The 25,151-nt window shown below is 71.2% G+C and carries 28 protein-coding genes; 15 read left to right on the top strand and 13 right to left on the bottom strand.

Going from position 1 to position 25,151, the window contains the following annotated elements; translation table 11 throughout:
• Positions 1-28: 28 nt before the first annotated feature.
• Entirely contained in the window at positions 29-457 is a 429-nt protein-coding gene (locus ACIPYW_RS09645) for a hypothetical protein (RefSeq protein ID WP_400412896.1), read from the top strand.
• Between the two features lie 11 nt (positions 458-468).
• Here ACIPYW_RS09645 and ACIPYW_RS09640 read toward each other — a convergent pair whose 3' ends face one another.
• The 6 genes from ACIPYW_RS09640 to ACIPYW_RS09615 form a co-directional block, all read right to left on the bottom strand.
• Positions 469-1,011: a hypothetical protein gene (locus tag ACIPYW_RS09640; RefSeq protein WP_400412895.1), complete on the bottom strand. Its 543-nt coding sequence runs from the start codon at positions 1,009-1,011 to the stop codon at positions 469-471.
• Between the two features lie 80 nt (positions 1,012-1,091).
• Positions 1,092-1,373 (bottom strand): type II toxin-antitoxin system RelE/ParE family toxin, encoded by a 282-nt coding sequence (locus ACIPYW_RS09635; RefSeq protein WP_400412894.1) that lies wholly within the window; start codon positions 1,371-1,373, stop codon positions 1,092-1,094.
• Complete coding sequence (locus ACIPYW_RS09630; protein WP_400412892.1) at positions 1,366-1,521, bottom strand: hypothetical protein; 156 nt, start codon at positions 1,519-1,521, stop codon at positions 1,366-1,368. Before ACIPYW_RS09630 ends, ACIPYW_RS09635 begins: the two co-directional genes overlap by 8 nt.
• A gap of 27 nt (positions 1,522-1,548) precedes the next feature.
• On the bottom strand, positions 1,549-2,094 hold the full coding sequence (locus ACIPYW_RS09625; protein WP_400412891.1) for a cysteine hydrolase family protein: 546 nt from the start codon (positions 2,092-2,094) through the stop codon (positions 1,549-1,551).
• Between the two features lie 63 nt (positions 2,095-2,157).
• Positions 2,158-3,273 (bottom strand): glycoside hydrolase family 5 protein, encoded by a 1,116-nt coding sequence (locus tag ACIPYW_RS09620; protein WP_400412889.1) that lies wholly within the window; start codon positions 3,271-3,273, stop codon positions 2,158-2,160.
• Between the two features lie 156 nt (positions 3,274-3,429).
• Positions 3,430-3,945 carry a MarR family winged helix-turn-helix transcriptional regulator gene (locus ACIPYW_RS09615; protein ID WP_400412888.1) on the bottom strand — a complete coding sequence of 172 codons (516 nt, stop codon included), beginning with the start codon at positions 3,943-3,945 and terminating at the stop codon, positions 3,430-3,432.
• Between the two features lie 103 nt (positions 3,946-4,048).
• Here ACIPYW_RS09615 and ACIPYW_RS09610 point away from each other — a divergent pair, with 103 nt between their 5' ends.
• Positions 4,049-5,008 carry an NADP-dependent oxidoreductase gene (locus ACIPYW_RS09610; protein WP_400412886.1) on the top strand — a complete coding sequence of 320 codons (960 nt, stop codon included), beginning with the start codon at positions 4,049-4,051 and terminating at the stop codon, positions 5,006-5,008.
• 9 nt (positions 5,009-5,017) lie between these two features.
• On the top strand, positions 5,018-5,707 hold the full coding sequence (locus tag ACIPYW_RS09605; protein WP_400412884.1) for an NUDIX hydrolase: 690 nt from the start codon (positions 5,018-5,020) through the stop codon (positions 5,705-5,707).
• Here the strand turns inward: ACIPYW_RS09605 and ACIPYW_RS09600 are convergent.
• Positions 5,682-6,863 carry an ROK family protein gene (locus ACIPYW_RS09600; protein ID WP_400412883.1) on the bottom strand — a complete coding sequence of 394 codons (1,182 nt, stop codon included), beginning with the start codon at positions 6,861-6,863 and terminating at the stop codon, positions 5,682-5,684. The genes ACIPYW_RS09605 and ACIPYW_RS09600 overlap by 26 nt on opposite strands.
• A gap of 135 nt (positions 6,864-6,998) precedes the next feature.
• Between ACIPYW_RS09600 and ACIPYW_RS09595 the strand changes: the two genes are divergently transcribed.
• The 4 genes from ACIPYW_RS09595 to ACIPYW_RS09580 are packed head-to-tail and all read left to right on the top strand — an operon-like array spanning position 6,999 to position 11,880.
• On the top strand, positions 6,999-8,297 hold the full coding sequence (locus tag ACIPYW_RS09595; RefSeq protein WP_400412882.1) for an ABC transporter substrate-binding protein: 1,299 nt from the start codon (positions 6,999-7,001) through the stop codon (positions 8,295-8,297).
• Between the two features lie 12 nt (positions 8,298-8,309).
• Positions 8,310-9,269, top strand: coding sequence for a carbohydrate ABC transporter permease (locus ACIPYW_RS09590; RefSeq protein WP_400412881.1), 960 nt, complete (start codon positions 8,310-8,312; stop codon positions 9,267-9,269).
• Positions 9,269-10,174: a carbohydrate ABC transporter permease gene (locus tag ACIPYW_RS09585; protein WP_290131048.1), complete on the top strand. Its 906-nt coding sequence runs from the start codon at positions 9,269-9,271 to the stop codon at positions 10,172-10,174. The genes ACIPYW_RS09590 and ACIPYW_RS09585 overlap by 1 nt, the downstream gene beginning before the upstream one ends.
• Positions 10,171-11,880 carry a glycoside hydrolase family 13 protein gene (locus ACIPYW_RS09580; protein WP_400412880.1) on the top strand — a complete coding sequence of 570 codons (1,710 nt, stop codon included), beginning with the start codon at positions 10,171-10,173 and terminating at the stop codon, positions 11,878-11,880. Before ACIPYW_RS09585 ends, ACIPYW_RS09580 begins: the two co-directional genes overlap by 4 nt.
• A gap of 87 nt (positions 11,881-11,967) precedes the next feature.
• On the opposite strand, the gene ACIPYW_RS09575 is transcribed toward ACIPYW_RS09580, so the two are convergent.
• Entirely contained in the window at positions 11,968-12,291 is a 324-nt protein-coding gene (locus ACIPYW_RS09575; RefSeq protein ID WP_400412879.1) for a winged helix-turn-helix domain-containing protein, read from the bottom strand.
• Positions 12,288-12,710 carry a chemotaxis protein CheY gene (locus ACIPYW_RS09570; protein WP_400412878.1) on the bottom strand — a complete coding sequence of 141 codons (423 nt, stop codon included), beginning with the start codon at positions 12,708-12,710 and terminating at the stop codon, positions 12,288-12,290. The genes ACIPYW_RS09575 and ACIPYW_RS09570 overlap by 4 nt, the downstream gene beginning before the upstream one ends.
• A gap of 88 nt (positions 12,711-12,798) precedes the next feature.
• On the opposite strand from ACIPYW_RS09570, the gene ACIPYW_RS09565 reads away from it, so the two are divergent.
• Together ACIPYW_RS09565 and ACIPYW_RS09560 are read left to right on the top strand one after the other, a co-directional pair.
• Positions 12,799-13,746, top strand: a complete 948-nt coding sequence (locus tag ACIPYW_RS09565) for an ABC transporter ATP-binding protein (protein ID WP_400412877.1) — start codon at positions 12,799-12,801, stop codon at positions 13,744-13,746.
• Complete coding sequence (locus ACIPYW_RS09560) at positions 13,743-14,969, top strand: ABC transporter permease (protein ID WP_400412875.1); 1,227 nt, start codon at positions 13,743-13,745, stop codon at positions 14,967-14,969. The genes ACIPYW_RS09565 and ACIPYW_RS09560 overlap by 4 nt, the downstream gene beginning before the upstream one ends.
• Here the strand turns inward: ACIPYW_RS09560 and ACIPYW_RS09555 are convergent.
• Both ACIPYW_RS09555 and pnuC read right to left on the bottom strand, forming a co-directional pair.
• Positions 14,923-15,651 carry a hypothetical protein gene (locus tag ACIPYW_RS09555; RefSeq protein ID WP_400412874.1) on the bottom strand — a complete coding sequence of 243 codons (729 nt, stop codon included), beginning with the start codon at positions 15,649-15,651 and terminating at the stop codon, positions 14,923-14,925. The genes ACIPYW_RS09560 and ACIPYW_RS09555 overlap by 47 nt on opposite strands.
• A gap of 1,194 nt (positions 15,652-16,845) precedes the next feature.
• Entirely contained in the window at positions 16,846-17,514 is a 669-nt protein-coding gene (gene pnuC, locus ACIPYW_RS09550; RefSeq protein ID WP_400412872.1) for a nicotinamide riboside transporter PnuC, read from the bottom strand.
• 123 nt (positions 17,515-17,637) lie between these two features.
• Here pnuC and ACIPYW_RS09545 point away from each other — a divergent pair, with 123 nt between their 5' ends.
• Together ACIPYW_RS09545 and ACIPYW_RS09540 are read left to right on the top strand one after the other, a co-directional pair.
• The gene (locus ACIPYW_RS09545) at positions 17,638-18,165 is read left to right on the top strand and encodes a hypothetical protein (protein ID WP_400412871.1); all 528 of its coding nucleotides are present in this window, start codon (positions 17,638-17,640) and stop codon (positions 18,163-18,165) included.
• A gap of 101 nt (positions 18,166-18,266) precedes the next feature.
• Positions 18,267-18,872 carry a GNAT family N-acetyltransferase gene (locus ACIPYW_RS09540; RefSeq protein ID WP_400412870.1) on the top strand — a complete coding sequence of 202 codons (606 nt, stop codon included), beginning with the start codon at positions 18,267-18,269 and terminating at the stop codon, positions 18,870-18,872.
• A 3-nt stretch (positions 18,873-18,875) separates the two neighbouring features.
• Here ACIPYW_RS09540 and ACIPYW_RS09535 read toward each other — a convergent pair whose 3' ends face one another.
• Entirely contained in the window at positions 18,876-19,745 is an 870-nt protein-coding gene (locus ACIPYW_RS09535) for an SDR family oxidoreductase (RefSeq protein WP_400412868.1), read from the bottom strand.
• A gap of 165 nt (positions 19,746-19,910) precedes the next feature.
• On the opposite strand from ACIPYW_RS09535, the gene ACIPYW_RS09530 reads away from it, so the two are divergent.
• The 3 genes from ACIPYW_RS09530 (at position 19,911) to ACIPYW_RS09520 (ending at position 23,366) form a co-directional block, all read left to right on the top strand.
• Complete coding sequence (locus ACIPYW_RS09530; RefSeq protein WP_400412867.1) at positions 19,911-21,401, top strand: cryptochrome/photolyase family protein; 1,491 nt, start codon at positions 19,911-19,913, stop codon at positions 21,399-21,401.
• A gap of 118 nt (positions 21,402-21,519) precedes the next feature.
• A complete protein-coding gene (locus tag ACIPYW_RS09525) occupies positions 21,520-22,854 on the top strand; it encodes a GNAT family N-acetyltransferase (RefSeq protein WP_400412865.1) in 1,335 nt (444 codons plus the stop codon).
• Complete coding sequence (locus ACIPYW_RS09520) at positions 22,854-23,366, top strand: DUF2087 domain-containing protein (protein ID WP_400412864.1); 513 nt, start codon at positions 22,854-22,856, stop codon at positions 23,364-23,366. The genes ACIPYW_RS09525 and ACIPYW_RS09520 overlap by 1 nt, the downstream gene beginning before the upstream one ends.
• A 3-nt stretch (positions 23,367-23,369) precedes the next feature.
• Here ACIPYW_RS09520 and ACIPYW_RS09515 read toward each other — a convergent pair whose 3' ends face one another.
• Positions 23,370-23,705: a hypothetical protein gene (locus tag ACIPYW_RS09515; protein WP_400412863.1), complete on the bottom strand. Its 336-nt coding sequence runs from the start codon at positions 23,703-23,705 to the stop codon at positions 23,370-23,372.
• A gap of 234 nt (positions 23,706-23,939) precedes the next feature.
• On the opposite strand from ACIPYW_RS09515, the gene ACIPYW_RS09510 reads away from it, so the two are divergent.
• Positions 23,940-24,920, top strand: a complete 981-nt coding sequence (locus tag ACIPYW_RS09510) for a prenyltransferase/squalene oxidase repeat-containing protein (RefSeq protein WP_400412862.1) — start codon at positions 23,940-23,942, stop codon at positions 24,918-24,920.
• Positions 24,921-25,151: the final 231 nt, after the last annotated feature.

The following is a 25,151-nucleotide window of genomic DNA, read 5'->3' as shown; positions in this document are numbered from 1 at the left end:
GGTCCGGTGCGGCGTGATGGGATGGGGCATGCGACGGGGACGGGTACGGCTGGTCACGGCGGGGATGCTGCTCATGGCACTCGGCGGCTCGATCACGGGGTGCTCGGCCAGCAGCGCAGCCGGATCGTGTGCCGCGAAGGAGGTCCGGCTCGGCGATTCGGACCTCCGACCGGGCGGCGAGGTCGCGCTCAGTGTCGACTGGATGTGGCGGACGTGCGAGGACACCGGCGGGGTGCCGCAGGCCTCGGACGACGTCGTCGTCACGATCACGCCGTCGTCCACCGGCACGGCCGTCGTGCTCGGACGGCCCAGGCCGGAGGGTCCGCGCTTCCGTGTGGCCGGTCAGTTCGACCTGCCCGACGACCTGCCGGCGGGAGACGCGGTCCTCGGTGTGCACAGCAACGACGGGGACCGCGCGGGCGCCGACGTGCCCGTGATGATCAGCCCGGCGGACTGACCCGCACTGCCTCAGGCGCGTCCGGCTCGGTCGCGTCGGCGGAACACGAGCGTGCCGGCTCCCTGGACGACGAAGAACAGCGCGCTCACGGCCAGCACGGCTGCGACCACCAACCCACCAGCGGTCTCCGCACCGACCGCGGCGACGACGGCGAGGGCGAGGAAGATCGCACCCATCACGATCACGACGACCGGGTTCTGCGCGATGAAGAACCGTCGCCCGTGGTTCGCCGCGGCCGTGGCGTCGGACCGCGCCTTCGCCACCTCGTCCGGGTCGCGGCCGGCACGCCGGTCGGCGGCTCGTCGGCGTGCACGGAGGACGAGGAAGACCGCGAGCCCGACCACGATCGCCACGGGGTAGGCGATCGGCCGCTCGATGTGCACCAGACCCGAGACGAACAGCACCACGACGGCACTGACGACGCCGGCGACCATCGCGGTCGTCCAGACGTCGGTGCGACCGTCGGCGCCGGTCGCGTAGCCGGGGCGTCGCGCGTACGGGTCGTGCTCTGGTTCGTGCCGCTCGGGCGCTGCCCGGTCTCCGTCGTTCCCCACGGCGTCAATGTACCGGCCGACGGGCAACGGCGGCGTTCAGGCGGCGCGCCAGCGGTGCACGTCGTGCCGGTGTCCGATCGTCAGGACGAGCGGTACACGTCGCGCGGGTGCCCGATCGTCAGGACGAGCGCGACCAGGCGGTGGTCGACGATCTCGTGGACGATCCGGTGGTCCCCCACGCGAACACGGAGCTCGCCTGGTCGCCCGACGAGTGCGGTCATGCCGGGCGGACGCGGATTCGACTGCAGGAGGACGAGCGCCGCGAGGATCCGGCGCTGCGTCGGACGATCGAGCTTCCCGAGGGTCTTCGCGGCACGCTTGGTCAGTTCGACCGCGTACCGCTGTGGAGCGGGGTCAGGCAAGCGTGATCCCGAGCTCCCGCGCGACGTCCGCGAGGGGCAGCGTCGCCGGGTCGTCCTCGAGGTCCGCACGGACGGTGTCCACCGCGGCGCGATCGGTCGCGTCCTCCAGCGCCGCCAGAGCCCGGTGTGCGAGATCGGCGTCGAGCACGACGACCTGTTCACGACCGCAGGGTCGTCAGTGCTCGAGGAGGTCGGCGCTGCGGACCACCGTCGCGAAGCTGCCGTCGAGGGCGGCCAGGAACGCGGCGTGCACGGTCGCGCCGGGGACGGTCACGTCGCCGAGCGCGAGGTCCGGCGCCGCGCAGGCATCGGCCACCACGGTGCACGCGAACCCGAGGTCGGACGCCGCTCGGACGGTCGAGTCTATGCACATGCTCGTCATCATCCCGAGGACGACCAGGTCCGTGACGCCTCGGTCACGGAGCAGGTGCTCGAGCCCGGTGCCGAGGAAGCTGTTCGGCTCGTGCTTCTCGACCACCGCCTCCCCCGCCCGTGGTTCGACGTCGGGGTGGAAGGCCACCCCGGGCGTCCCTCTGACGAAGAAGCCGGCGTCGGTCTCGGTGGCGGTGTGGAAGACGTGCACGACGTCCTCGCCGGCCCCGCGGAAGTGCCGCAGCACGGCGCCGGCCGCTTCGGCAGCCGCCTCCGGAGCGACGAGCGGGAAGGCTCCGCCGGGGAAGTAGTCGAGCTGGACGTCGACGAGGAGCAGCGCGCGGGTCATGCCCCGATCATGCTCGTCGGGCACCCGGTCCGTACCGGGTGCCCGACGTGTCAGCGAACCGGGTCAGCCGACCGTGAACGGCGCGCGACGGCCTTGACCCCACGCCCAGTGCAGGAGCGCGACGCCGGAGTCGTTCGTCACCGCGAGGGACAGGTGCTTTCCGGAGCCCTGGATCGTGGTGAGGCTGTAGGTGTCGTCGGTGCGCAGGCCCGGCCAGTAGACCGCGCCGAGGTGCCGCTCGCGGGCGATCGTCGTCACCGTCTGGAGGAACGCCACCGAGTTGTCGGCGTCGGCGTCCCCGGTCGTGGCGGACCCGCGGTAGTCGATGCCGGTCGTCATCGGAACGCCGAACTCGTCCAGGACGGTCCGGGCCGAGCACGCCTGGTCGCCGAGCCGGGAGGTGAAGTCGGCGGCCCACCCGGCTGCGTCGTGCGTGCCCCAGAAGCCGTAGTAGTGCTGCGAGACGTAGGTCCCCGCGAGTGCCGGGGCGGCGCAGACCGCGTCGACGTGGTCGTTGTAGCCGACGCCGCTGACGAACACGCGGTCGCGCGGGATGCCGCGAGCGGTGTAGCGGTCGACCCAGTCGGTCGCGACCTGGATCCACTGGTCGACGGTGTACCCGAACGGCTCGTTCATCGGCTCGAAGTACACGCCACGGTCACGGGCGTACGTCCGGGTCAGGGTGTCCCACATCCCGGTCCACGCCGCCGGGTCGTCGACCTTGCCGTCCTTGCTCACGCCGTCGCCCTCCCAGTAGCCGAGCACGACACGGAAGCCCTCGTGCCGCGCGGCGTCGATCGCACCCTTGTACGAGTTCCACCAGGCGGTGCCGACCGAGTACGGGTTGACCGGCATCCGGACGGTGTTCGCGCCCAGGTCCTTCCGGAACCCCTGGATGATCCGCTCGGACGTGCGGTACACGGTGCGGTAGTCGTCGCTCGTCGAGAGCCCGGAGAGGACGACCGGGCCGTTCGCGTAGTTGTCCCTCGGGTCGGCCCAGTTGACACCGTGGAACTGCGTCGGGTCGAGCGCCGGCACGGGTCCCCGGTGCGCTGTCGCCGCGGGGGCCGGGGCCGCGTCCGCGACCGCCGGGCTCGCGAGCGCGAGTGCGGTGGCGCCGGCGAGAGCGGCGATGGTCGCGGCGAGGAGGCGTCCCCGCCGGGTGGTCGGTGCGTGCATGTCTGCGTGCTCCCTGTCTGCTCCGTTGCAGCGGCACGGCGTCGTCGCGGTGCCGGAGTGGACGGCTGCCGTGGCGGGTCCCTTCCGCCATGGCAACGTCAACATCCAGCAGGGTTCCACTCCGAGGACGGGCTGTCAACGCCCCTGCGAGACCGTTCAGCCGGTGGCGGGACCGCGGCGGCGACGGGGCTTCGCGGAGCGCGGCGGCACGGTGCGCAGGTGGTCGCGCACGACGCCGAGCACCCGGCCGAGGTCCTCCACGTCGCGCGGGCCGATCGCGTCGAAGACGAGTTCCCGGAGGAGCGCGACGTGCCCGGGGAAGACCGCGCCCAGCTTCACCCGCCCGGCCTCGGTGAGGGTGACCGTGACGCCGCGGTCGTCGTCCGGTGCCTGCTCGCGGTGGACGAGACCGTCCCGTTCGAGCAGTCCGACCTGGTACGTCAGGCCGCTCCGGCTGATCACCACGCCGTCGGCCAGCTCGGTCATCCGCCGACTCCCACCCGGAGCGTCGCCGAGGGTGGCGAGCAACTGGAACTGCACGTAACTGAGGTCGCCCGCATCGCGGAGCTGTTGCTCGACCGCGTGCCGCACCAGGTTCCCGACCTCGATCAGGGCGAAGTACGCCCGGAGCTCACTGGCGTCGAGGTTCGTGCGCGGCTCGGATCCGGTCATGACCCCATCCTACCTGTTGCTTCGAATTCGAAGCAGTGGTAGCGTCCTCGGTAGATGCTTCGAATTCGAAGCACATGAGGTTCCACCAACGAAGGGCAAGACCATGCGAGCAGTGCGTTTCCACGAGGTCGGCGGACCCGAGGTCCTGCGGGTCGAGAACGTCGAGCGGCCGGTGCCGAGTGCCGGGGAGGTCCTGGTGCGGGTCGCCGCGTCGGCCTACAACGCCGCGGACAACGGGATGCGGGGCGGCTTCCTCCCGATCCCGGTCGTCCTGCCGCACGTCCCCGGGTACGACGTGTCCGGCACGGTCGAGGAGGTCGGACCGGGTGACACGGACCTGCGGGTCGGTGACGCCGTGGTCGGGTTCCTCCCGATGGAGCGGGACGGCGGCGCGGCCGAGTTCGTCCTCGCACCGGCGGAGTCGCTCGTCGCCGCCCCGACGAGCATCCCGCTCGCGGACGCGGCAGCACTGCCCTCCGTGGCACTCACGGCGTGGCAGGCACTCTTCGACGACGGTCACCTGTCCGCCGGCCAGCGCCTGCTGATCGTCGGCGCCGGCGGGGTCGTCGGGAAGTACGCCGTCCGACTGGCCGAGCGCGCGGGCGTCGAGGTCATCGCCACGGCGAGCCCGCGGAGCGCAGAAGCCGTGCGGGCCGCGGAGGCGGACGTCGTCGTCGACCACACGGAACAGGACCTGCTCACCGCGGTGGACGGCCAGGTCGACGTGCTGCTCAACCTCGCGCCGCTCGACCCGGAGCGGTTCGCCGCCCTCGTCGCCCTCGTCCGCGACGGCGGCACGGTCGTGAGCACGACGGCGTTCATAGCCACCCCGGGCGACGACGATCGTGACGTCCGGGCGGCCACGGTGTTCGTGCAGCCGGACCGAGAGCGCCTGACCGAACTCGTCCACCTGGTCGACGCCGGCGAGCTGCACGTCGAGGTGACGCGACGCATCCCGCTCGCGGACCTGCCGGCACTGCACGCCGAGGGTGCCGCCGGTCGGATCGCCGGCAAGGTCGTCGTCCTGGCCGGCCCGGACGCCACGGCCGCACCGTCCGCCTAGGGTGGGGACGTGAGCGACGAGCAGGCACGGGCAGCGCTGGCGACGGTCGGTCGGGACACCACCGCACCACTCGTGCCGACGCTCCCGGCCCTGCCGTCACCACGACGGGCCGCCGTCCTCATGCTCTTCGGCGTCCTGGACGACCGTCCGAGCGACCGCACCGCGTCGGTACCGAGGGTGTCGGACGACCTCGACGTCCTGCTCCTCCGGCGCGCGGACACGCTCCGGGCACACCCGAGCCAGGTCGCCTTCCCCGGGGGGCGCATCGACGCGGGCGACGCCGACGCCGCGGACGCCGCCCTCCGTGAAGCGCACGAGGAGACCGGGCTCGACCCCGCGGGCGTCGACGTGCTCGGGGTGCTCCCCGCCGTACCGCTCGCGTTCTCGAACCACCTCGTCGAACCGGTCCTCGCGTGGTGGCGGTCTCCCTCGCCCGTGCGGGTCGTCGACGAGCGGGAGTCCGCGACCGTCTTCCGGGCACCGGTCGCCGACCTCCTCGACCCGGGCCACCGCGGCGTGACCGTGATCCGACGGGACGGTCAGGAGTGGCGTGGACCGGCGTTCACCCTCGACGCGGAGCACGGGACGGAGACCGTGTGGGGCTTCACGGCGATGTTGCTCGACGCACTGTTCGACCGACTGGGGTGGGCGGAACCGTGGGACGACGGGACGGTCATCCCACTGCCAGGGGAGCGCTGAGCGAGGCGGCGACGGGGAGCGACAGCGCGAGCGGGTCCGACCGGACCTCGTCGAGCGCCAGGGCGACGGCGCCGAGCACGACGACGTCGGCCCCGAGCCTCGAGGCGACGAGCTCCGGGACCGGGTCGTAGTCCCAGTCGGCGAGGTGCACCCGAGCCCGGTCGAGCACGGGACCGACCGCGTCCGCGATCGCGCCGGCGACGACCACCCGGTCGATGTCGAGCAGGCTCGCGAGGAGCACGCTCACCCGGGCCAGCCGGTCCCCGAGGCGGTCGACGACCTCGACCGCGACGGGGTCGCCGAGCGCCGCGGCCTCGAACAGGCGCTCCGAACCGTTCCGCCCGGCGAGGAGCGACCCCGGCGGGATCCGGTCGGCAGCCTCGGCCACGAGCAGGCGCGCGGTCGCACCGATGCCCTCCGGGGAGCCGACGCCGTCGACGAGGTCGAGCACACGCATCTCACCCGCTCCGCCACGTGCTCCCCGCAGCAGCGCTCCGTCGACGACGATCCCGGCGCCGAACCGCTCACCCGAGAGCAGCGCGGCGAAGGAGGCGTCGCCGGAGGACGGACGTTCCGCGAGGGCGGCGAGGTTCGCGTCGTTCTCGACCACGAGGCGTCCGTGCCCGAGGAGCGCACCGAACCCCGGGTTCATCCGGTCCCAGTACCCGTCGTCGCGCGGCGAGGCACCGCGCACGTCGACCGGTGCCGGGATCCCCACGACGACCACGAGCACCCGGTCCGCGCCCACCCGGGCGTCGGCGAGCGCCGCCGACACCGCGTCCCGCACCGCGCCGAGTCGCACCGCGACGTCGAGACCGGTGTCCCCGAGCGACGTGGTCGCGCGGCCACGGACGGCACCGCGGAGGTCGGCGACCGCGACGGACACCCGGTGCTGACCGGCGTCGACGCCGACGAGCACCCCTGCGTCGTCGTCGAGCGCGTACCGGCGCGCCGGACGGCCCTTGCGGTACTCCCCCGCCGCACGGGCGTCGTCGAGCGCCCGCAGCCAGCCGAGCTGGACGAGTTCGTCGCACGCGGCGAGCACCGTCGAACGGGTCAGCCCCGTCCCCGCGATCGCCTCCGTCGCCGTGAACGCGCCGGAGGCGAAGGCGTACGCGAGGACGACCTCGGCACTCGATCCTCGCGACGGCGGCATGGTCGGAACACTACCGCGGAACGAGTTGCTTGCACGATTAGATTTTCTCGCTAGATTTAGTCCTGCGGGGCGACACCGAAGCCGCTCCGCGACACGGAACGGCAGGGACGCCGGGTCCGTGCGGACGGAGACGACGTGCAACCACACGCCACGAAGGGCACGGCCGCCGCGGTGAGCCGGAGGTCCTTCCTGCTCGGCGCCGGCGGCATCGGTGCGGGCCTCGCCCTCGCCGGGTGCGCACCGCTCGGAGGATCGAGCGCACGCCCCGAGACGATCACGTTCTACGTGTCGAAGCCCGAGGTCATCGGCTACTTCGACGACGTCATCGCGAAGTTCCACGACAGCCAGTCGAAGATCCGGGTCATCCGCGACTCGACGTCGAACATGTCCGCGAACTTCGTCCGGAACCGGCCGCCGGACCTCGGCTGCCTGAACTACAACTACGCGATGGTCTCGTTCGTCGAGCACGGCGCGCTCACCGACCTGGCGGACCTGCCCGAGAAGGACACCATCAACCCGGACCTGTGGCCGCTGATGCAGCAGACAGCGGACTACCCGGGCCGCACGAGCGTCCTGCCGTACTCGGTGACCGCCGCATCGGTGATCTACAACAAGCGGATCTTCGCCGACCAGGGCATCGAGGTCCCGACGACGTGGAGCGCGTTCCGCGACGTGTGCGAGCGCCTCACGAAGGCCGGCATCACCCCGATGTACGGCACGTACAAGGACAACTGGACGATCGCCCAGGGCATGTTCGACTACTCCGTGGGCGGCATGCTCGACCTCGGGAGCACCTTCGCGGCACTCGACCGCGAGGGCACGAAGGTCGGGAAGGGCTCGCGCGTCTCGTTCGAGAAGGACTTCGCCGCACCGGTCGACCGGATGGTGGACCTGCTGCAGTGGCACCAGCAGGGCGCCGCGAGCCGCGGGTACGGCGACGGCAACCTGGCGTTCGCGCAGGGCAAGGCCGCGATGTACCTGCAGGGCCCGTGGGCCCTCGGCGAGATCGCGAAGTCCAACGGGGACATCGAGCTCGGCACGTTCCCGTTCCCCGCGACCGACGACGCCGCGGACAACAAGGTGCGCGTGAACGTCGACCTCGGACTCTGGATCCCGGAGGCCTCCCGCAAGCAGGAGGCCGCACGCGAGTTCCTGTCGTTCCTGATGAGCCCGGCGGTGAACGACAAGTACAACGCCGACAACAACGGCTTCGGTGTCCGCAAGGACTCCCCGCCGGCGTCGAACCCGGCGCTCCGCGGCATGCAGGACTCCTACGACGCGGCCGACTTCTACCTCGGGGCCTCGCAGCTCATCCCCGCCGAGATCCCGGTGGCGAACTACCTGCAGTCCATCGCCTTCGGCGGTGCCCCCGCTCCGCAACTCCGCACCCTCGACGGCGACTGGGCGCGTCTCGCGCTCCGCACGGCCGCGTAAGGAGACACGACCTTGGCCACCACCACGACAGAATCCGTCACGACGGCGGGCTGCCGCCGACGGGGCGGAGCCGCACCGCGGCTCCAGGCCGGTCGCACCGGACCGCGCACGAAGCCGGGCCGGGTCGACCCGCTCTTCCTCGTCTTCCTGATCCCCACCCTCCTGCTCTTCACGCTGGCGATCACGCTCCCCGCGGTGATGGGCATCGTCCTGAGCTTCACCGACTCCGTCGGGTTCGGGGACTTCCGGTTCATCGGCCTGACGAACTACGTCGCCGTGTTCAGCGACCCGGCGATCCTGCAGGCGTACCTGTTCACGATCGGGTTCTCGCTCGTCACGGTGCTCGTCGTCAACGCGCTCGCGTTCCTCCTCGCGATCGCCCTGACCTCGAAGGTCCGCGGCAAGATCGCGCTCCGAGCCGTCTTCGTGCTGCCGATGGTGATCTCCGGGATCGTCATCGCCTACGTGTTCTCGTTCCTGTTCGCGAACAGCCTGCCGGCGCTCGCGACCGCCCTCGGGTTCGCGCCGCTCGAGCAGAGCATCCTCGCGAACCCGGACCTCGCGTGGGTCGCGGTCGTCATCGTGACCGCGTGGCAGGCCATCCCCTCGACGCTCCTCATCTACATCGCCGGCGTCCTGTCGATCCCGGGTGAGGTCTACGAGGCGTCGGCCCTCGACGGTGCGAGCGCCTGGCGACAGCTCGTGTCGATCACGGCGCCGCTCACGGCGGGCTACATCCTCATCAACCTCATCATCGGGTTCAAGAACTTCCTGAACTCGTACGACATCATCGTCGGCCTCACCGACGGCGGCCCCGGCACCTCGACGACCAGCGTCGCGATGTCCATCTTCAAGGGCTTCAACGGCGGCGACTACGCCTACCAGATGGCGAACGCGACGATCTTCTTCGTGATCGCCGTCGTGATCGCCGTGATCCAGCTGCGGGCGACCCGCGGGAAGGCAGCGCTCTGATGACCATGCAGGCACCCCTGCGGCCGGGGACCACCGCGACGGGCTCCATCCGCTCCGTCGACGCCGACCGGAACGCCGGACGTCGTGGCGAGCGCTTCAACTGGCCCGTGACGATCGTCCTCGTCCTCTGCGCCCTGTCCGTGCTCGTCCCGCTGTACGTCACGATCACGATGGCGTTCAAGACGACCTCGCAGGCGGTCGACGGCAACGCGTTCTCGCTGCCGGCACCGTTCAGCGTTGACGGCTTCGTGCAGGCCTGGGAGCTCACGGACTTCCCGCGCGCGTTCGGCGTCTCCGTGCTCGTCGCCGCGATCACCGTCGTCGGGACGATCCTGCTCGCCTCGTTCACGGCGTACGCGATCGCCCGCAACTGGGAGCGCCGACTGTTCCGCTGGTCGTTCTTCTACCTGCTCGCCGCGATGTTCCTGCCGTTCCCGGTGCTCGCGCTGTCGCAGGTGAAGCTCACCGGCCTGGCGGGACTGGACAACCCGTTCGGCGTCGCGATCCTGCACGTCATGTTCCAGCTGTCGTTCAGCGTGCTGCTCTTCACGGCGTTCCTGCGGTCGATCCCCGCGGAGCTCGAGGAGAGCGCCCGCATCGACGGCGCGAGCACCGGCCAGGTGTTCTGGCGGCTGGTGTTCCCGCTCCTCGCCCCGATGAGCGCGACCGTCGGGATCTTCGCGTTCCTCGCGTCGTGGAACGACTTCGTGATGCCGTCGCTCATCACGTCCGACCCGGCCCTGCAGACCCTGCCGGTGCTGCAGCAGATGTTCCAGACGCAGTTCAGCAACAACTACAACGTGTCGTTCGCCTCGTACCTGATGGCGATGGCACCGGCGATCATCGTCTACCTGTTCACGCAGCGCTGGGTGATGGCCGGGGTCACGCAGGGCGCGATCAAGTGACCGACACGACGACCACCACCCGCACGAACAACGAAAGGCCCGACGTGACCGACACGCTCGTCCAGCCCGCAGCCTCCACCGACGCCGAGACCTGGTGGCGCCAGGCGAGCGTCTACCAGATCTACCCCCGCTCCTTCGCGGACGCGAACGGCGACGGCATCGGCGACCTGCCCGGCGTGACGTCGCGCGTGCCGTACCTGGCGTCGCTCGGCATCGAGGCGGTCTGGCTCAGCCCGTTCTACCCGTCCGCCCTCGCCGACGGCGGCTACGACGTCGACGACTACCGCGACGTCGACCCGCGGCTCGGTACCCTCGACGACTTCGACGAGATGGTGTCGGCGCTGCACGCTGCCGGCATCCGCGTCATCGTCGACGTCGTGCCGAACCACACGAGCGACCGGCACGAGTGGTTCCGCGAGGCCCTCGCGTCGCCGAAGGGCAGCGCGGCCCGTGACCGGTACGTCTTCCGCGACGGCAGCGGGCCTTCCGACGAGGAAGCCCCCGCCGACTGGGTGTCGATCTTCGGCGGGCCGGCCTGGACCGCGGTCGGCGACGGCCAGTGGTACCTGCACAACTTCGCGAAGGAGCAGCCCGACCTGAACTGGGCGAACCGGGAGGTCCGCGACGACTTCCTGCACACCCTCCGCTTCTGGTCGGACCGCGGTGTCGACGGCTTCCGGATCGACGTGGCGCACGGTCTGGCGAAGGACCTGCCCGAAGGCGACCTGCCGAGCTGGGCCGAGGTGCTCGCGAGCCCGAAGGACGGCCAGCACATCCTCTGGGACCGCGACGACGTGCACGAGATCTACGCCGAGTGGCGGCAGGTCTTCGAGGAGTACACCCCGGCCCGCACCGCGGTCGCCGAGGCCTGGGTCGCCGCGGACCGCCGTGCTCGCTACGCGAGCGCCGAGGGGCTCGGACAGGCGTTCAACTTCGACCTGCTCGAGGCCGACTTCGACGCCGGCTCGTTCAGGGAGATCATCGAGTTCAACCTGGGGCTCGCCGAGCAGTCCGGGTCCTCGACGACGTGGGTGTTCTCCAACCACGACGTCGTCCGCCACGCCACCCGCTACGCACTCCCGGCCCGGAACGGCGCCGAGGAGAAGCAGGGCTCGGCCTGGCTGCTCGCCGGCGGGTCGCAGGAGGCCCTCGACCGCGACCTCGGCCTCCGTCGCGCCCGTGCGGCGACGCTGCTCGAACTCGCGCTGCCCGGCTCCGCGTACCTGTACCAGGGCGAGGAGCTCGGCCTGCACGAGGTCGGTGACATCCCCGACGCCGAGCGTCAGGACCCGTCGTTCTTCCGGAACCCGGGCGTCGACGTCGGCCGCGACGGCTGCCGTGTCCCGATCCCGTGGACGACCTCGGGCGAGAGCTTCGGCTTCGGCCCCGGCGGCTCGCACCTCCCGCAGCCGGCGTGGTTCGCCGCGGTGTCGGTCGAGGCGGAGGACGCCGACCCCGACTCGACGCTGAACCTCTACCGGAAGGCCCTCGGGCTCCGCGGGCAGCTGCAGTCCGAGGAGCACCTCGAGTGGCTCGAGACCGGCCGCGACGACGTCCTGGCGTTCCGCCGTCCGAACGGGTGGACGAGCGTCACGGTGTTCGGCGACGAGCCGTACGACCTCCCCTCCGGCGAGCTCCTGCTCGCCTCGGCGCCGGTGGCAGACGGCGCACTGTCGGGTGTGGGGACGGCCTGGTTGCGTTCCTGACGGAAGGCGCGTCGTCGACGCGACCAGGTGACGGACTGGAGGCACGGTGCGGGCAGGCACCGTGCCTCCAGTCCGTCAGGGGTCGCGTCAGCGATCCGCGTCCGGCGGTCCGGCGATCTCCCGCAACGCTGCGAGGTGGGCGCGCCACGCCGCCCGGCCCGCTCGCGTGAGCGTCAGTGACGTGCGCGGCGTCTTCCCCACGAAGCCCTTCGCGACGGACACGTACCCAGCGGCCTCGAGTGCGCTCACCTGCTTGCTCAGCGCCGAGTCGGTGACCTCGACGGCGTCCCGGACCTCGCGGAAGCCGAGCGTGCCGGCGTGGTCGAGCGCCGCGACGACCGAGAACCGGACCGGATTCTGCAGGAGGTCGTCGAGCCGGTGCCGCGGGTGCGTGCCGTCGGTGGTGGTCACGACCGCGACTCCCAGGCGGCACAGGCGAGTGCGACGACGAGGACCGCGCCAGACGTCACGGCAGACCAGAGCACCGAGCCGTGCACCCACGCGACGACGGCGATCGCGGCGCAGTACGTGACCGTCCACGCCGCGATGTAGGTCCTCCACCGGCGCCCACGTGCGAACGCCGAGCGGCCGCGGATGGCGATGGTGAACCACAGCACGAGCACCATGACCACGGTGATGGTGCCGAAGTACGCGGCGCCGAACGCCCGCCCGGTGCCGAGCCCCATCGCGAAGGTGCCGAGCGACGTCGTGCCCCCCAGCGCCACGATGAAGGTCACGTAGGGCCACCGGACGGCGTCGTGCGCGTGGCGGGCGAGTCGATCGGCCCGCATCAGGAGCGCACGGGCCTCGGTCGGCTGGATCTCGGTCATGGGTTCCCCTCTCCGGTCTCCATCTTCGCAAGTACTTTCCGGATTGGCAAGTACTTGTCGTCGAGCCAGCGCCGGTAGGGTCGGCGGCATGAGTGGGGCGAGCATCGAGGTGCGGGACTTCGTGATGCGGTTCGGGGACCGCACCGTGGTGGACGGATTGTCGTTCGACATCGCCCCCGGAGAGACCTTCGGCCTGCTCGGCAGCAACGGCTCCGGCAAGACCACCACCATCCGGGCGCTGCTCGGCATCACGACCCCGACCTCCGGCACGCTCACGATCGACGGGCACGCCTACAAGCCGGCGACCGGCGGGATCGGGTACCTCCCCGAGGAGCGCGGGCTCTACCGCAAGGAGTCCGTGATCGACGTCATGACGTACTTCGGGCAGCTCCGCGGACTGGGCCGGCACGAGGCCACGGCGTGGAGCCACGAGTACCTCGAGCGGGTCGGACTCGCGGACCGCGCGAAGCTCCGGGTCGACAAGCTCTCCGGCGGGCAGCAGCAGAAGGTGCAGCTCGGCATCACGATCATGGACCGGCCGCGCCTGCTCATCCTCGACGAGCCGACCAAGGGCCTCGACCCGGTCAACCGCCGGCTGCTGCTGGACCTGGTCGACGAGCGGAAGGCCGACGGTGCGACGGTGGTCCTCGTCACGCACCACATGGACGAGGTCGAGCGGCTCTGCGACCGGATCCTCCTGCTCAAGGACGGTGCCGCCGCCGCGTACGGGACGATCCCGGACGTGCAGGACGCCTTCGGCGGTGCGGTCGCGAAGGTCGGCCTCGACGGATCGGTGCCACCATCGCCGCTGTACCGGCTCGCCCGGCACGAGGGGCACATCGCGTACCTCGTCCCGACTCGCGCGGCCGCGGCGGACGGCTCGGACATCCTGGCCTCGCTCGTCGGGTCGGGCGCCCACGTGACGGGGTTCGAGATGCGCCGCATCCCCCTCGACGAGATCTTCGTGCAGGTGTACGGGCACGACGCCGGCGCCGACCTGGTCGCCGACGAACCCACGGCAGGAGCAGCAGCATGAGCCGGCTCGGCACGGTCGTCCGCTTCGAGTTCGTCCGCGCGGTCAAGAAGCCCGCGTTCTGGATCGGCACGCTCGCGCTACCGATCGTCATCGTGCTCGTCACGTTGCTCGTCGGACTCGGCCAGTCCGCGGGCGCCGACTCCGTCGTGTCGAGCAGTTCGGCGACGAAGACCCCGTTCCGCTACGTCGACCAGTCGGGTCTCGTGTCCGAGCAGGTCGCCGAGAAGTGGGGCGGGACGCCGTCGACCGACGCCGCAGCCGACCGTGCAGCGGTCCGCGAGGGGCGGCTCGACGCGTTCATCGAGTTCCCCGAGTCACCGGCGACCTCGTCGATCCGCGTGGACGCCGCCGACCGGGGGCTGTTCGGCAACGGGCGGTACTCGTCGCTGGCGGAGCGCGTGGTCGAGCAGAGCGTCGCTGCCTCGGTCGACGACCCGCAGGCGGTGCAGCTCCTCCGGAACCCGCCGTCCGCCGACGTCACCACCTACGCCGACGGAGCCGTCGCCCCGGGGTGGCTGTCGGTCCTGCCACCGGCGCTCTACGCGGCCGCGTTCTTCGGGCTGGTGATCCTGCTCGCCGCCCGGATGGTGACCGTGGTCGTCGAGGAGAAGGAGAACCGGATCTCCGAGATGATCCTCACGACGGTGACGGCGGGTGACCTCATCCGCGGCAAGGTCGTCGCGATGCTGCTCGTCGGGCTGGTGCAGATCGGGGTGTTCCTGCTCCCCGGACTCGTGACGTTCGCCGTCGCCCTGCCACTGTTCGCATCGCGACTCGGCGGGATCGTCGTCGATCCGTGGCGGATGCTCGTCGGGGCACTCCTGCTCGTCGGCGGGGTCCTGCTCGCCTCCGGGCTCTTCGTCGCCGTCGGCGCCGCCGTGCCGTCGATCAAGGACGCCTCGTCGCTGCAGTCCGCCGCGATCTTCGCCCTGATCATCCCCGTCTACGCGGTGTTCTTCGTGGTGACGAACCCGACCTCGCCGGTCGCGGCGTTCTTCACGTACTTCCCGACGTTGACCCCGGTGACCGCCATGGTCCGCAACGCCGTCGGCTCGCTGAGCGTCACCGAGTCGATCGTCTGCATCGTCATCGTCTGGGTGGTCGCGGCGGTGTTGTTGTGGTTCGCGGAGTACCTGTTCCGGCACTCGGTCGCGCAGTACGGGTCGAAGGTGACGCTCAGGCAGATCGCGTCGTGGCGTCGGGGACGACCGGCAGCCCGGTGACCGTCGGCGGTGAGACCGGCGCAGCACCGGCGCCCGGCACCGCACCCGGAGCCGCCACCGCCGAGGGCGCGTCGAGGTCCCACGCCGGCACCGCGCGCTGCTGCCACCCCTGTCGCAGGGTCCGGACGGCACGGTCGTACTCGACGAGGACGTCGACGTGGGGCCGCACGAGCATCTGGATCTGCAGGCCCTCGTAGACGGCGAGCAACTGGGTGGCCGCGACGTCCGCGGGTACGACGGACCGCTCGGTCTCGGCGTCGAAGTCGCGCTGGAGGCCGGCGGTCAGCTCCCCCACGTACTCCTCGAAGCGCTTCCGGAACAGCTCGGCGAACCCGGACTCGGCGGCGGCGACGTTGATCACGCCCGCGAGCACCCGGACGAGCCCCGGGTCGGCGACGTCCTCGGCGAGGGTCATCCGCACGTGCTCGATCGTGCACGTCGGCTGGACGTTCCGCCGTGTGCCGCGGAGCTGCGTCCAGCGGTCGTAGGTGACGAGGAGCAGCGCGTCCCACGTGGGGAAGACGCGGGCGACCTCCTCCATGGGGACGCCCGCCACGTCGGCGACGACGGTGGCGTCGACCTGGTCGAAGGGGTGCAGCCGGTAGGCGCGGATGGCGCCCCGGACGATCCGCTCGGCGAGCGACTGTTCGTCCTCGAGTGCGGCCGCGTGCTGGTCGGTCATCCGCCCATCTCACCCGAAGAGTGAGCAGATGTCTGCAACCCGAGCGGGGGTGTCGCGATCGCCGCAACAGGAGCCGGCGTCCGTGGCGGACGCGAGCCGTGCCTCCAGGCGGTCAGCCCACCGTCACCGGCGCGGCCGGCGGCTTGGTCCGCTGGCGCATCCAGACCCGGAAACGTAGGACGACCGCATGAATGAGCTGCCCTGTACGTGCGTCAGTCGGTGGACAACGCCGAAGGTATAGACCGGCAGCTTGCCCGCACGCGGGCGCTAGCGGAAGGCCGGGGCTAGCAACGTCCAGGTCACGACCGGCAACCGTGGTACTTCCTTCAGCTACCTCGGTCCTGCATGATGACGTTTGGTCATCCTGACCATGCCCCGGGTCCCTTCCTTTCGGGAGAGTCTTCACCCCGGGGGCGTCCCTGTGCACGTGACAGCGCCCCGACCGTGAGGCCGGGGGCGCTGGTCCGTACTGTAAGGCGTTACCAGAGGACTCCGATGCTGTGGAGCCAGTCGAACGCTTCGTAGACCGACCGGATGAACCCGATGGCAGAAATCACGGACGTGAACCACGTAGCCGCAGTACGGATCGTAAGACCGGTACGCAACACGGCCGTGTAAACCGTAGAGAAGCGTGTAGTCTTGACGGACGGAGAGACCCAAGGGTCGAACGGGATTGCGTACACTGCTGTTCCTAACTCTGGAGCGACGGACCGAACTTTCCTAGGGCGCGGTCGTCGCGGGTTTGCAAAGACAGATCGGCCCCGTCCTCACCTCGGTGAGGCGGGGCCGTTCTGGTATCTCGATACTACATCTGGGACCGGACACCAGCGGCGGCCACAAGAGAAAGTGTTACAGCCGTGTAGTTCTTCACAACGCCGTCCACAGAGTGAACACTCGGGGTAGGCCCATGAATCCGCCAGTGTAGCCCCCGCCACCGACACTCCTCCACACCCTGTGGAAAGTTCTCTCCACACCTGTGGGGCGAGCGCCATCGGCGTGTCGCGGCCCCGGAAGCACCCGCCGCTGACCAGGCATTTCGCTAGTTGACTAGATGACCATCGCGTAAATGTGGTAGGGCGCGAGCTCCGGAGTGACGTCGAGACTTACACTGCGGGCCGCTGGAGGGGCGGATGGGTCATGGCCGACGGCCGGTCAGAGGGTGACGACCAACCCCCTCACTCCCGCGTGGATGCCCTAGGCACCGACCGTTTCGGGATGCGGCTTACGTACGGTGTTTTGACGTTTCCACACGAAGAACCCGGTCAGTGTGAACACCCCGTAGAAGACGTACATCAGCCCGGACGCGTAGTAGCCGGCGGAGAACAGCAGGGGCACGCCGACCAGGTCGACGGCCACCCAGACGAGCCAGAACTCGACCCACCCCTTGGCCATGCCGTAGGTGGCGAGCAGGGAACCGACGAAGATCCACGCGTCGCTCCACACCGGCTCGTACGAGCCGAGGGCGCGGAACAGCGGGGTCAGGATCGCGGTGCCGCCCACCATCCCCAGGACCAACAGTCCGCGGGTCCGCCAGGAGGCCCAGTGCGGGTCGATCACGGTGGTCGCCTCCGCGGGGCGGTGCGTCCAGCGGTACCAGCCGTAGACGCTCACGATGATGAACATGATCTGGCGTCCCGCCTGACCGAGCAGGTTCACCGGGTTCGGGGTGTCGAACAGCGCGCCCATGAACACGGTGAAGAGCAGGGCGTTGCCGAGGATGCCGACGGGCCACGCCCAGATCTTCCGGCGCATCCCACCGAGGGCGCTGAGCAGACCGAAGACGTTGCCGATCACCTCGCGCCAGAGCACCGTCTGGTCACCGATGACGATCTGCGCGTCGAACAGCCAGCGCACGATGCCCATGGGCCCTCCTCGTTTCCGGTCGGTGCAACGGTAGGGGGTGGGGTCGCATTCCAGCGGCCACGCTGCGCGGTGTGACGGGCACCGGGTGCCGGGTCCCGGTCGGCGGGGCTACGCTCGGGAGCCGTGACGGAGGGCGTGGCTCGGGCGAAGGCGCTCCTCGACGACGCTGCACGGGCGCTCGACGCAGCCGACGCCCGTGACGAGGCGCTCGGCGAGTACACCGAACCCAAGGCCCTCCTCGGCATCCGGCGCGACCCCACGATCCGCTCGCTCGGGCGGGTGTGGCGGGTCGGCGCGCTGCTCCTGGGTTCGTCACCGGAGACGGCCGGGCGGGTGTGGGCGACCGGTCGCATCACGCGCGTCACCGAGCCCGGGCGGTCGCAGTTCGTCTCGGTGTCGGCCGAGGTGCGCCGGGCGTACCGTGCGGCCGCGCAGAAGGGGCACTTCGCGCCGGGTGACACCGTGAACCACAGCGCGACGCCGATCCCGCTCGACGAGACGTTGGTCGGGTCCGGCGGCGTGCTGTTCGTCGACGGCGACGAGCCGTTCGTCCGGTGGTCCCCCACGGCGGGCGACGCGGTCCCGCTCGAAGGCTACCTCGCCGACCGGGTGTCGCTGCTCGTCGACCCGCCGAAGGGCGCGACGGACTGACGCGCACCTGCCGCGGCGACGTCGACTGTGGAAGACCACCCGACCACCGCGCTCCGGTGGCAGGATGCACCCACACGACCTGCGACGGAGGAGGTGCCGTCATGTCCGACGGACACGTGGTGAAGCCCCTGACCCCCGAGACGTTCGACGCCTGGCGCGCCCTCGCTGCGAAGCACAACGGCGTCTGGGGCGGCTGCTGGTGCTCGTACTTCCACGGCGACACCGACCAGACCGTGAAGCGGGAGCACGACGGGCCCACCTTCAAGGAACGACTCGTGTCCGAGGGCGTGGCGCACGCGGCACTGGTGTTCGACGGCGACGACGCGATCGCCTGGTGCGAGTACGGCTCCCCCGTCGAGCTGCCGAACATCTACCACCGCAAGGAGTACGACGCGGGCGAGAGCCGACCGGCGCCGTGGCGGATCACCTGCTTCTTCGTCGACCGCGACCACCGCAGGGCCGGCGTCGCTCGCGAGGCCCTCGACGGAGCCCTCGACCTGATCGCTGCTGCCGGCGGGGGCGAGGTCGTGTCGTTCCCGAACGAACCGGTACCCGGCAAGCGGACCTCGTCCTCGTTCCTCCACAACGGGACGCGGTCGATGTTCGAGCAGGCGGGCTTCACGTTCGAGCGGCAGCTCGGGAAGCGGAAGACCGTGATGCGGAAGATCGTCCCGGCCTCGGGCGGCGCCGTGGCCGGGAGGCCGTGACCGCTAGAGCGAGAAGCCCCCGTCGGACGTGAGGACCTGCCCCACCACCCAGCTCCCCGACGACGTCGCCAACCAGCCGATGAGCTCGGCGGGGTCCTGCGGCGTCCCGACGCGGCCGAACGGCGTGCTCGCGAGGTACTCCTGCAGCCCGTCGAGCGACCGGTCGGTGGTCTCCGGGTCCATGTAGCCCGTGTTCACCGGCCCCGGGTTGACCGTGTTGAGCACGATGCCGAGCTCGAGCAGCTCCTTCGCCACGGTGGCGGTCACCCCGGCGAGCGCGGCCTTGCTCGCGGCGTACGCGACCTCACCGATCATCGCCCCGTGGATCTGCCCGGAGGTCATCCAGAACACGTGCCCCTGCGCCTCGGCGTACGGACCCGACCCGGTGATCCGGTCCCCCGGCCGCCGCGGCTCGTCGGTCCGCGGCGCTCGGCGACGGGCGAACTCGGCGGTGAGCAGGAGCGTCGACCGGGTGTTGACCTCCCAGAACGCGCTGAGCCGCTCGGGGGTCATGTCGAGGATGCTGCCGTCGTCGCCGCTCTTAGCGTGGTTGCAGACGAGGACGTCGAGGTGACCGGTGAGCGCCGTCGCGGTGTCGATGAGCCCGGGGATCGTCGACGGGTCGGACAGGTCGCCGGGGACGTCCGTGAACCGGGCTCCCTCGGTCAGGTGGGCGCGGAGCCCGTCACGGACGGCGTCGAGGTCGTCACCACCCCACGGCAGGTCGAGGTCGTGCGGCCGGTGGTGGTGGACGACGATGCTGGCGCCGAGGTCGGCGAGCTTCGACGCGACGGCGAACCCGATGCCGCGACGTCGTGAGACGCCGGTGACGAGGGCGGTCTTCCCGGCGAGGGGCAGTGCGGAGGAGGGCATGGTGAACCTTTCGACGGCGCCGAGCGGCGCACGGGTGGGAGTCGAAGAACGGTTCAGCGGCACTGCATGACCGTCACCCTACACAGACCGGGCCACCCGCGGAACCGCCGTGGAGTCGGGGGACGCAACGAGCCACCGGTCGCACGCTCGCGTACCGTCCGCGGCATGACCGACCAGCGCCGCCGCCTGATCCTGCCGGGCCAGTACGGCCCGGACTTCGACGACGGCGGTCCGCTCCTCGTGGTCGAGGCGCGGGAGTTCTTCACCGCGAGGCCGACGCACCGTGCGAAGGCCCACCTCTGGCTCAGCGCCCTCCGGCACCTCGTGCACGATCTCCACGAGCGCGGCGAGGGCGACCGGGTCGAGCACGTGCAGGTCGACGCGCTGAAGGACGCGCTCGTCGGCCGGGACGACCTCGAGGTCGTGGACCCGCCGTCCCGCACGCTCCGGGCGCAGGTGCGGCACTGGGGCAAGGGCACCGAGGTGCTGCCGAGCCGCGGGTTCGTCACCGACGAGGACGAGTTCGCCGAGTGGGCCGCGCAGGGCACCGGCCGCTTCCGCATGGAGGCGTTCTACGAGCGGGTGCGCAAGCGCGAGGGCTGGTTGATGCGCTCGGACGAGCCCGTCGGTGGGAAGTTCAGCCTCGACGACCAGAACCGCGAGTCCCCGCCGAAGGGTGCGACGACGCTCGGGCTCCCGGACCCGTGGTGGCCCGAGGAGGACGACGTCGACGCCGAGGTCCGGCGGGACCTCGACCGATGGGAGCGGGACGGTACCGCACGGTTCGTCGGCGCCGACGACCGACGCCGGTTCGCGGTCACCCCGGCGGAGGCGCAGCACGCCCTCGACGACTTCGTCCGCACCCGGCTGAACGACTTCGGCCCGTTCGAGGACGCCACGCTCACGAACGACTGGACCATGGCGCACTCGCTGCTCAGCGTGCCGATGAACCTCGGCGTCCTCGACCCGCGTGACGCGATCGAGGCCGCCCTCGTGGCGCACCGCGACGACGACGCACCCCTCGCGAGCGTCGAGGGCTTCGTCCGGCAGATCGCCGGGTGGCGCGACTACGTCTGGCACCTCTACTGGTGGTTCGGCGACGACTACGGCGCGTCCGAGAACGCCCTCGACGCCCACGAGCGACTCCCCCGCTGGTGGAAGGAGCTCGACGCGTCGGAGATCGACGCGGCTTGTCTGCACACCGCGATCGACGGCTTGCACGAGCACGGCTGGCTGCACCACATCCAGCGGCTCATGGTGCTCGGCAACTTCGCCCTGCAGCGTGGCTACGACCCGGTGCACCTGACCGAGTGGTTCACCGACGTCTTCGTGGACGGGACCGACTGGGTCATGCCCGCGAACATCATCGGGATGTCGCAGCACGCGGACGGCGGGATGGTCGCCACGAAGCCGTACGCCTCCGGCGGGCGCTACATCGACCGGATGTCGGACCACTGCGGCGGCTGCCGGTACGACCCGACGAAGCGGGTCGGCGAGGACGCCTGCCCGTTCACCGCTGGCTACTGGGCGTTCCTCGCACGGACGGAGCTCGCGCTGCGGAACAACAACCGCATGGCGCGTCCCCTGCAGCAGATGCGGAAGCTGGCGGACCTCGACGAGGTGATCGCCCAGGAGGCGCGGCGCGGCACGCCCTGATGACACACGTCCGGAGGGTGGGCCGTCGCGGCGGGGCCGACCCGTGCCTCCCGTCCGGTGCCTGCCGCGCTGTGGGGGCGCTGTCGCGCCCGTGCAGTCGCCCGATAGTGTCGTGGACGTGAGCAACGAGGCATTCGACGAACGGTACGAGCTCCGCACGATCGCGCCGGCGCTGGACGAGCAGGGGGCGCCCACCGCGGAGACCGACGCGTGGATGCGCGCGGTCAACCTGGGCTTCCACGAGACCGACGCGACGCCCGAGCACGCAGCGCGCGCCGTCGGCGAATTCGCCGCGGACGACCAGACGTGGCTCGGTGCGTACGTCCGACACCCGCTGCCCGGCTCCGTCGACGAGACCTGGCCCGCCGGCACCTTCGCCTGGTTCCGCAAGGCGCTGAGCTGGGGCGACGGCTCGACGATCGACACGCAGGCGATCAGCGCCGTGACCGTCCGGCCCACCGAGCGGCGACGCGGGATCCTCCGCGCGATGATGACCCGTGCGCTCGAGCAGGGCGTCGCCGAGGGGTACGCGATGGCGTCGCTCACCGCCTCCGAGGGCACGATCTACCGGCGGTTCGGGTTCGGCAGCGCCATCCGCGAGCGCGCTGTCCGCGTCCGTCGTGCCCGCGCGCTGCCGCTGCTCGCGCCGACCTCCGGCACCGTCACGGTCGTCACGCCCGAGTGGCTCGAGGCCGGCCCCGCCCGCGAGGTCTTCGCCCGGTTCGACGCCCGCACGCCGGGGTCGATGGTGCGGAACTCCGGCACGTGGCCGGTGGTCCTCGGCCTCCGCGGGTACGACGGCGAGCCTGCGAAGGACGTGCGCGCAGCCGTGCACCGGCCGTCCGGGGCGGACCAGGTCGACGGCTACGTGACCTGGCGGTTGAAGGAGGGCCACGGTCGCGAGGACGAGACCGTCCTCGAGGTCGTCGACCTCGTCTACGCCACCGACGAGGCCTACCTGTCGCTCTGGGAGTTCCTGCTCTCGATCGACCTCAACGACGTCGTGCGGTACAACCGCTCGCGGCTGGACGACCCGATCGTCGCAGCGCTCGGCGACAACCGGGCGTACGACGTCGAGCACGAGGAGGACCACGTCTGGCTGCGCGTCCTCGACGTCGCCCGCGTCCTGGAGTCGCGGCCGTACGCCGTGGACGGGTCGCTGACGCTGGCGGTCTCGGACGCGATGGGGTTCGCTGCCGGCACGTACCGGCTCGACGTCGCCGACGGGCACGGTGCCGTCACGCGGACGGCCGACGCGTCGGACGAGGGTACCGACGGTGGGGTCGATGTCCGACTCGACGTCGCAGACCTCGGTGCGCTGCTCATCGGCTCGGTGTCCCCCACGACGCTCGCGGCCGCAGGACTCGTCCAGGCCGACGACCCGGCCGCCGTGACCCGGCTCCGGGCGATGCTGCTGCCGGAACGGACGCCGCACGGGATCACCTACTTCTGATGGGTGCGGGGGCGCCGTCGGGTGCAGGCGCATCGGCACCGTCGGGTGCGGGGCCGTCCGACGTCGCGCGCGCGGTGGCCCGTGCCCGGCAAGCCGTCGCGGTGCTCGCGAGCCCGACGCTCCGGGGCGCGCTGGTCGGCGGCGGCGAGCTCGACGACCGGACCCGCGCGGCCGTCGACGCATTCGACTGGGTGGACGAGCACGGTCCGGACCGGGCACTGCTCGGGTCGACCGCGCGGACACTGCAGCTGCTGCAGGCACCAGCGGCGGCCCTCGAGTTCGACCGGATCGCGCGGATGCCGCACGCCGAGGCCGAGCGCGTCCCGCTGTCCCTCCGCATCGTCGGGGTCGTGGGCGACCGGCTCGGTCGTGCACGGCCGATCAGCGAGCCGGTGCTGAACGCCGCCATCGCGATGTTCGCCGAGGACGTGGCGATCGTGCGGCGGGATGCGGTCGACCAGGGAGTGCTCGAGCGGACCGAGGACGGAGCGTCCTACCGCTTCGTGGGGTGAGGACTACACCCGGTCGAGGCTCGTCACGGGGACGACGACCGGCCAGGGCTCGTCGTCGAGGAGCACGCATCGGAGGCCCAGCGGGAGGTCGGGGGCGTCGTCCGCGGTGACGACCGAGCCCTCGAGTCCGACGAGGTCTCCGGTGCCGCGGCTGTAGCGCACACGATCGCCCGCCACCGGGACGATGATCGTGTCGTCGGGTTCGTGTCCGGAACCGAGCGCTTCGGTGAGCGCGAGCGCATCGGCGAGTGCGAGCGCGAGCGCCTGGCGGTCGAACTCGTCGAGCGCGTCGGGCTCGTCGAGCTCGTCGACGGCGTTCAGCGGGATCGCGAGCAGCACGGCGCACACCCCTTCGCCTCGTCGCGGGGATGGTGCTTCGCGTGGTGGTCCATCGGGTTGCCTTCGGGTCGGCTCCTCGCGGCCTCGGATCGGGCCGTGCCGGGACCGTACGTCCGTACAGGTCCACACCGCGAGGGATGCTCGACGACTTTGCGGGAACCTGCACCGGGGTGTCCTCCTCGGATCGCAGTCGTCAGGGGTGCGATCTGCCGGCAGCGCGGTAGCCTGCGCGGCATGGACGACGTCGTCGGATGGCTGCTCGACTCGGACCCGGCGATCCGCTGGCAGGTGGAACGGGACCTCGTCGGCGCGCCGGCCGAGGTGTGGCAGGCCACCCGCGCCCGCGTCGCCGCCGAGGGGTTCGGAGCCGCGCTGCTCGCCCACCAGGACGCCGACGGGCAGTGGGCCGGCGGCGCGTACTTCCCCGCCGACTTCGACTTCCAGGGTCCGGAGGCGTCTGCGCCCGGACAGCCGTACACGGCGACCACGTGGGCGCTCAAGGACCTGCGCGAGTGGGGGCTCGACGCCGCGGTCCTCGGCGACACCGCGGCACGACTCGACGCGAGCAGCCGGTGGGAGTACGACGACCTGCCGTACTGGGGCGGCGAGGTCGACTGCTGCATCAACGCGTTCACACTCGCGAACGGCGCGTGGCTCGGGGCGGACGTCGACGGGATCGCGCAGTGGCTCCTGGACCACCAGATGGACGACGGCGGGTGGAACTGCTCCTGGGTCGACGGGTCCACCGTGTCGTCGTTCCACTCGACCCTCAACGTGATCGACGGCCTGCTGCAGCACGAGGTCCTGACCGACGGACGGCACCCGCTCGCCCAGGACCTGCGCGCAGCCCGGCACCGTGGTGCCGAGTACCTGCTCGACCGCCGGTTGCTCCACCGGAGGTCCGACGGGGCGCTCGTCGGGTCCTGGGCGACCGACTTCGCGTACCCGTTCCGCTGGAAGTACAGCGTCCTCCGCGCGACCGACCACCTCCGGGCAGCGGCGCTGCGGGACGCCTCCGCGCCGGACCCGCGTGCCGCGGAGGCGGTCGCGGTCGTCCGCGCTGCCCGTGGCGCGGACGGCCGGTGGGTGCAGGGCGACCGACCCCCGGGTCGGCAGTGGCTCGAGGTCGACGTCCCCGCGGGCGAGCCATCGCGGTCGCTCACGCTCGTCGGGACGCGGGTGCTGCGGTGGTGGGACGCTCCCGTCACTCCGTGAGCAAGGACTCTTCGGGGCGTCCGTACACGCGACCGTCATCGAGACACTTCGCGGACCACTCATGTGAGACGTGTGGCTAGCGCCGTTTCGTGTCGTGTTTCTCGCCGCGTTCCGTGTCATAGCAAACCGCGTCCTCAGCAGCCCCTGGCCGCACACATTCGGCCGGGAGGCTCCATATCGAGCACGTGGATGACTGAGAGTTCATTAATAACGCTGCGGTACTACCGCTTC

The organism is Curtobacterium sp. NPDC089689 (assembly GCF_044749145.1).
Classification (GTDB): Bacteria; Actinomycetota; Actinomycetes; order Actinomycetales; family Microbacteriaceae; genus Curtobacterium.
This window is presented reverse-complemented; position numbering and strand designations above follow the sequence as displayed.

Excerpts from the sequence above, each read along its gene's own strand:
- ACIPYW_RS09570 (WP_400412878.1), bottom strand. The coding sequence starts at position 12,710 with ATGACCGAGATCCAGCCGACCGAGGCCCGTGCGCTCCTGATGCGGGCC.
- ACIPYW_RS09540 (WP_400412870.1), top strand. The coding sequence starts at position 18,267 with ATGTCCGACGGACACGTGGTGAAGCCCCTGACCCCCGAGACGTTCGAC.
- ACIPYW_RS09610 (WP_400412886.1), top strand. The coding sequence starts at position 4,049 with ATGCGAGCAGTGCGTTTCCACGAGGTCGGCGGACCCGAGGTCCTGCGG.
- ACIPYW_RS09615 (WP_400412888.1), bottom strand. The coding sequence starts at position 3,945 with ATGACCGGATCCGAGCCGCGCACGAACCTCGACGCCAGTGAGCTCCGG.
- pnuC (WP_400412872.1), bottom strand. The coding sequence starts at position 17,514 with ATGGGCATCGTGCGCTGGCTGTTCGACGCGCAGATCGTCATCGGTGAC.
- ACIPYW_RS09645 (WP_400412896.1), top strand. The coding sequence starts at position 29 with ATGCGACGGGGACGGGTACGGCTGGTCACGGCGGGGATGCTGCTCATG.
- ACIPYW_RS09560 (WP_400412875.1), top strand. The coding sequence starts at position 13,743 with ATGAGCCGGCTCGGCACGGTCGTCCGCTTCGAGTTCGTCCGCGCGGTC.
- ACIPYW_RS09625 (WP_400412891.1), bottom strand. The coding sequence starts at position 2,094 with ATGACCCGCGCGCTGCTCCTCGTCGACGTCCAGCTCGACTACTTCCCC.
- ACIPYW_RS09565 (WP_400412877.1), top strand. The coding sequence starts at position 12,799 with ATGAGTGGGGCGAGCATCGAGGTGCGGGACTTCGTGATGCGGTTCGGG.
- ACIPYW_RS09535 (WP_400412868.1), bottom strand. The coding sequence starts at position 19,745 with ATGCCCTCCTCCGCACTGCCCCTCGCCGGGAAGACCGCCCTCGTCACC.
- ACIPYW_RS09600 (WP_400412883.1), bottom strand. The coding sequence starts at position 6,863 with ATGCCGCCGTCGCGAGGATCGAGTGCCGAGGTCGTCCTCGCGTACGCC.
- ACIPYW_RS09510 (WP_400412862.1), top strand. The coding sequence starts at position 23,940 with ATGGACGACGTCGTCGGATGGCTGCTCGACTCGGACCCGGCGATCCGC.
- ACIPYW_RS09555 (WP_400412874.1), bottom strand. The coding sequence starts at position 15,651 with ATGACCGACCAGCACGCGGCCGCACTCGAGGACGAACAGTCGCTCGCC.
- ACIPYW_RS09585 (WP_290131048.1), top strand. The coding sequence starts at position 9,269 with ATGACCATGCAGGCACCCCTGCGGCCGGGGACCACCGCGACGGGCTCC.
- ACIPYW_RS09520 (WP_400412864.1), top strand. The coding sequence starts at position 22,854 with ATGGGTGCGGGGGCGCCGTCGGGTGCAGGCGCATCGGCACCGTCGGGT.
- ACIPYW_RS09530 (WP_400412867.1), top strand. The coding sequence starts at position 19,911 with ATGACCGACCAGCGCCGCCGCCTGATCCTGCCGGGCCAGTACGGCCCG.
- ACIPYW_RS09620 (WP_400412889.1), bottom strand. The coding sequence starts at position 3,273 with ATGCACGCACCGACCACCCGGCGGGGACGCCTCCTCGCCGCGACCATC.